Source organism: Pseudomonas edaphica (genome assembly GCF_005863185.1).
In the GTDB taxonomy this organism is placed as follows: Bacteria; Pseudomonadota; Gammaproteobacteria; order Pseudomonadales; family Pseudomonadaceae; genus Aquipseudomonas; species Aquipseudomonas edaphica.
Genome location: NZ_VBVZ01000531.1, coordinates 1 through 4,300, shown reverse-complemented (window position 1 = coordinate 4,300; position 4,300 = coordinate 1). Strand labels below are relative to the sequence as shown.

The following is a 4,300-nucleotide window of genomic DNA, read 5'->3' as shown; positions in this document are numbered from 1 at the left end:
GGGTTCGATTACCGTGGCATGGCGCATTCCGTCGTTTATCGTGTCCCTTGGCGTGCTGGAAATGGCGCGTGGCGTGGCCTACCAGATGACCGGCTCGCGCACCGCCTATATCGGTGACTCCTATGCCTGGCTGTCGAACCCGGTGGCTTTCGGGATTTCGCCGTCGTTCATCATTGCCCTGTTGGTGATCATCGCCGCTCAGTTGGTGTTGACCCGTACTGTATTCGGTCGCTACCTGATCGGCATCGGCACCAACGAAGAAGCCGTGCGCCTGGCCGGCATCAACCCCAAGCCTTACAAGATCCTGGTGTTCAGCCTGATGGGCCTGCTGGCCGGGGTGGCGGCATTGTTCCAGATTTCCCGCCTGGAAGCGGCGGACCCGAATGCCGGCTCCGGCCTGGAGCTGCAAGTGATCGCCGCCGTGGTGATCGGCGGCACCAGCCTGATGGGCGGGCGTGGTTCGGTTATCAGCACCTTTTTTGGCGTGTTGATTATTTCGGTACTGGCCGCCGGCCTTGCGCAGATCGGTGCGACAGAGCCAACCAAACGCATCATTACCGGCGCCGTAATCGTGATTGCCGTGGTCCTCGACACCTACCGCAGCCAGCGCGCCAGTCGGCGGGGCTGAACCATGGCAACGATCAAGGATGTGGCCGCGCTTGCAGGTATTTCCTACACCACTGTGTCCCATGTGGTGAACAAGACGCGGCCGGTCAGCGAGCCTGTGCGCATCAAGGTGGAAGCGGCGATCAAGCAACTGGACTACGTGCCGAGCGCCGTCGCGCGCTCGCTCAAGGCCAAGACCACTGCGACTATCGGCCTGCTGGTGCCCAACAGCCTTAACCCGTATTTTGCCGAGCTGGCGCGGGGTATCGAGGATTACTGCGAGCGTAATGGCTATTGCGTGATCCTCTGCAACTCCGACGATAACGCCGAAAAGCAGCGCAGCTACCTGCGCGTATTGCTCGAAAAGCGCATCGACGGCCTGATCGTAACCTCGGTGGGCGGCGATGACAGTGGCCTTGCCGCAGGCTTGAGCGCGGTGCGCACCCCCATGGTAATTGTCGACCGAGCACTGGACGGCATTGATGTCGACCTGGTGCGCATCGATCATGAGCAGGGTGCCTACCTGGCAACCCGGCATTTGCTGGAGCTTGGTCACCGCGACATCGCCTGCATTGGCGGCCCCAGTCATACCCGCGTGGCGCAAATGCGTCTTGCCGGCTATCACCGCGCGCTGCGTGAGGCGGGCGTGGAAGTGCCAGCCAATCGCACCCAGGAAAGCGATTTCACCAGCACCGGTGGTTATGCCGCGGCGGTACAGCTGCTGTCGGAAAACCCACCCAGCGCGATTTTCGCCAGTAACGATATGATTGGTTTCGGCGTGTTGCGTGCAGCCGCCGAACGCAATATCCGTGTGCCTGGCGAGCTGTCGGTAATTGGTTTTGACGACATTCAAATGGGCCGCTACGTGTACCCGGCGCTGACGACGGTCGGGCAGTCGATCGTGCAACTGGGCGAGACGGCGGCCGAGCTTTTACTGCGACGAATTGCAACACCCCAACTGCCGATCGATCAGCGCATCGTGACGCCGAGCATTGTTTTGCGTGAGTCGACGGCGCCGTTTGCCGGTGTGTTCGCCCAATACCGCTGAACCGAATTGATGAGTACTGATGTATGCCAGCAAAAGTAGTGGTAATAGGCAGCTTGAACATGGACCTGGTCACCCGCGCCAGTCGCTTGCCGCGCGCCGGTGAAACCCTGATCGGCCAGACGTTTTCCACCGTGCCGGGCGGTAAGGGTGCCAACCAGGCGGTAGCCTCTGCGCGCCTTGGCGCTGAGGTGGCGATGATCGGCTGTGTGGGCACGGATGCCTACGGCGCGCAATTGCGTGATGCGCTGCTGGTGGAGGGCATCGATTGCCAGGCCGTCAGCACGGTGGATGGCTCCAGCGGCGTGGCGTTGATTGTGGTGGATGACAGCAGCCAGAACGCGATTGTGATCGTGGCTGGCAGCAACGGTGAGCTCACGCCCGCGTCGTTGCAGGCGGCTGACGCGGTACTGCAGGCAGCAGATGTCATTGTCTGCCAGTTGGAAGTGCCGATGGACACGGTTGGCCAGGCGCTCAAGCGCGGTCGTGAATTGGGCAAGACCGTGATCCTCAATCCGGCACCGGCCAGTGGCCCGCTGCCAGAGGAATGGTATGCCTCGATCGATTATTTGATCCCCAACGAAAGCGAGGCCAGCGCCTTGAGTGGTGTGACGGTCGATTCACTCGACGGCGCCAAGGCTGCCGCAACGCTGCTGCTCAAGGCGGGTGCCGGCAAGGTCATTATTACCCTTGGCAGCCAGGGCGCGTTGTTTGCCGATGGCAAAGGTTTCGAGCACTTGCAGGCGCCCAAGGTCAAGGCGGTGGACACCACGGCTGCCGGTGACACCTTTGTTGGTGGTTTTGCCGCGGCGCTGGCCAATGGCAAAAGTGAAGCCGAGGCTATCCGGTTTGGCCAGGTGGCCGCCGCGCTGTCGGTCACGCGGGCGGGTGCGCAACCCTCTATTCCTACGCTGCAGGACGTACAAGGTTTTATGCCCTCATGAAAAAGACACCATTGCTCAATATTGCGCTGTCGCGCGTGATCGCATCCCTCGGCCACGGTGACATCCTGGTGATCGGTGATGCTGGCTTGCCAGTGCCGCCAGGCGTCGAGTTGATTGACCTGGCGCTCACCCAGGGCATTCCGGATTTCATCAGCACCCTGCGCATTGTGCTCAGCGAGATGCAGGTAGAAAGCCATGTGTTGGCCGAAGAGATCCTGCTCAAGCAGCCACCTGCGCTGACGCCACTTAATGTGTTGACCGAACAGGCCGCCTTGGGCGAGCGCCGTTTGGTCAGCCATGAAGAATTCAAGCAGCTCAGCCGCAAGGCCCGCGCCGTGGTGCGCACGGGCGAGTGCCAGCCGTATTGCAATATCGCGCTGGTGTCCGGCGTTACCTTCTAGAGTTTCCCTACGACAAGGAGTGTTTCATGCAACGTGGTCTCCCAACCCTGAAGAATCTATTTCGGAGTGTCCTGCTTTTGTCCGCACTCACCGCAGCCAGCGCCCACGCGGCGGAAAAAATCGACCTGATCATCGACACCGACCCAGGCGCTGATGACGTCGTGGCGTTGCTGTTTGCCATGGCGTCCCCGCAGGAACTGAGCATTCGTGCGCTGACCACCGTCGCCGGTAACGTGCGCCTCGACAAGACCTCCCGCAACGCGCGCCTGGCCCGCGAGTGGGCAGGGCGCGAAGACATCCCGGTGTACGCCGGCGCGCCAAAACCCATGCTGCGCACGCCGATCTATGCGGAGAATATCCATGGCAAGGAAGGTATTTCCGGGGTCGCCGTGCATGAGCCGAAAAAAGGCCTGGCCGAAGGCAATGCCGTTGACTACCTGATCAAGACCTTGAGCACCGCCAAGCCTCACAGCATCACCATCGCCATGCTCGGCCCGCAGACCAACCTGGCACTGGCGTTGACCCAGGCGCCGGAGATCACCCAAGGCATCAAGGAAGTGGTGGTGATGGGCGGGGCGCATTTTAATGGCGGCAATATCACCCCGGTCGCTGAGTTCAATCTGTTCGCGGACCCTGTCGCGGCTGAAATTGTGCTCAAAAGTGGCGTCAAGCTGACTTACCTGCCGCTGGACGTGACCCACAAGGTGCTGACCAGTGACGCGCGCCTGAAACAGATTGCCGACATCAAGAACAATGCGAGCAAGGTGGTGGGCGATATTCTCAATGAATACGTCAAGGGCGACATGGAGCACTACGGCATCCCGGGTGGCCCGGTGCATGACGCTACCGTGATTGCCTACCTGCTCAAGCCTTCCCTGTTCAGCGGCCGTGAAGTCAACGTGGTGATCGACAGCCGCGAAGGCCCGACCTTCGGCCAGACCGTCGTCGACTGGTATGACGGCCTCAAGCAGCCGAAGAACGCATTCTGGGTTGAGAACGGCGACGCCCAGGGCTTCTTCGATCTGTTGACCGAGCGCCTGGCCCGTCTGAAGTAAGGTGTTTGCCGGTCGGCGCTCGCCGGCCGGGTCTTATTCGCGCTCGGGGTTATGAGCGCCCATGTGGTCGGCCGGGTATTTCTCGAATACCTGGCCGATGAACGCCTGTGCGGCCTGAGTGCCGAGCTCCTTGACCAGCAGATCGATTCCGATGATGGCCAACTCCTCCGGGCTTCCGGGGCTGTAGGAGCTTTGTCCTTGAGGCCACTTGGCTTTGATGTCGGCTTGGAGGGTTACGGTACTCATGGT

The 4,300-nt window shown here is 61.1% G+C and carries 6 protein-coding genes; 5 read left to right on the top strand and 1 reads right to left on the bottom strand.

All coding sequences use genetic code 11. The annotated features are described in order from the left end of the window. The 5 genes from FEM54_RS25840 to FEM54_RS25820 all read left to right on the top strand — a co-directional run. Nucleotides 1-628 (top strand): ABC transporter permease (locus FEM54_RS25840; protein WP_138453587.1); only part of this gene is annotated, 628 nt, incomplete at its 5' end. A 3-nt stretch (nucleotides 629-631) separates the two neighbouring features. Continuing rightward, the gene (locus FEM54_RS25835) at nucleotides 632-1,654 is read left to right on the top strand and encodes a LacI family DNA-binding transcriptional regulator (protein WP_099549915.1); all 1,023 of its coding nucleotides are present in this window, start codon (nucleotides 632-634) and stop codon (nucleotides 1,652-1,654) included. 23 nt (nucleotides 1,655-1,677) lie between these two features. After that, nucleotides 1,678-2,595 carry a ribokinase gene (gene rbsK / locus FEM54_RS25830; RefSeq protein WP_138453586.1) on the top strand — a complete coding sequence of 306 codons (918 nt, stop codon included), beginning with the start codon at nucleotides 1,678-1,680 and terminating at the stop codon, nucleotides 2,593-2,595. Further along, nucleotides 2,592-2,996: a D-ribose pyranase gene (gene rbsD / locus FEM54_RS25825; protein WP_017138772.1), complete on the top strand. Its 405-nt coding sequence runs from the start codon at nucleotides 2,592-2,594 to the stop codon at nucleotides 2,994-2,996. Before rbsK ends, rbsD begins: the two co-directional genes overlap by 4 nt. 26 nt (nucleotides 2,997-3,022) lie before the next feature. Beyond that, nucleotides 3,023-4,051, top strand: a complete 1,029-nt coding sequence (locus tag FEM54_RS25820) for a nucleoside hydrolase (RefSeq protein ID WP_017138773.1) — start codon at nucleotides 3,023-3,025, stop codon at nucleotides 4,049-4,051. A gap of 33 nt (nucleotides 4,052-4,084) precedes the next feature. Here the strand turns inward: FEM54_RS25820 and FEM54_RS25815 are convergent, their stop codons facing one another. After that, complete coding sequence (locus tag FEM54_RS25815) at nucleotides 4,085-4,297, bottom strand: hypothetical protein (RefSeq protein ID WP_017138774.1); 213 nt, start codon at nucleotides 4,295-4,297, stop codon at nucleotides 4,085-4,087. Nucleotides 4,298-4,300: the final 3 nt, after the last annotated feature.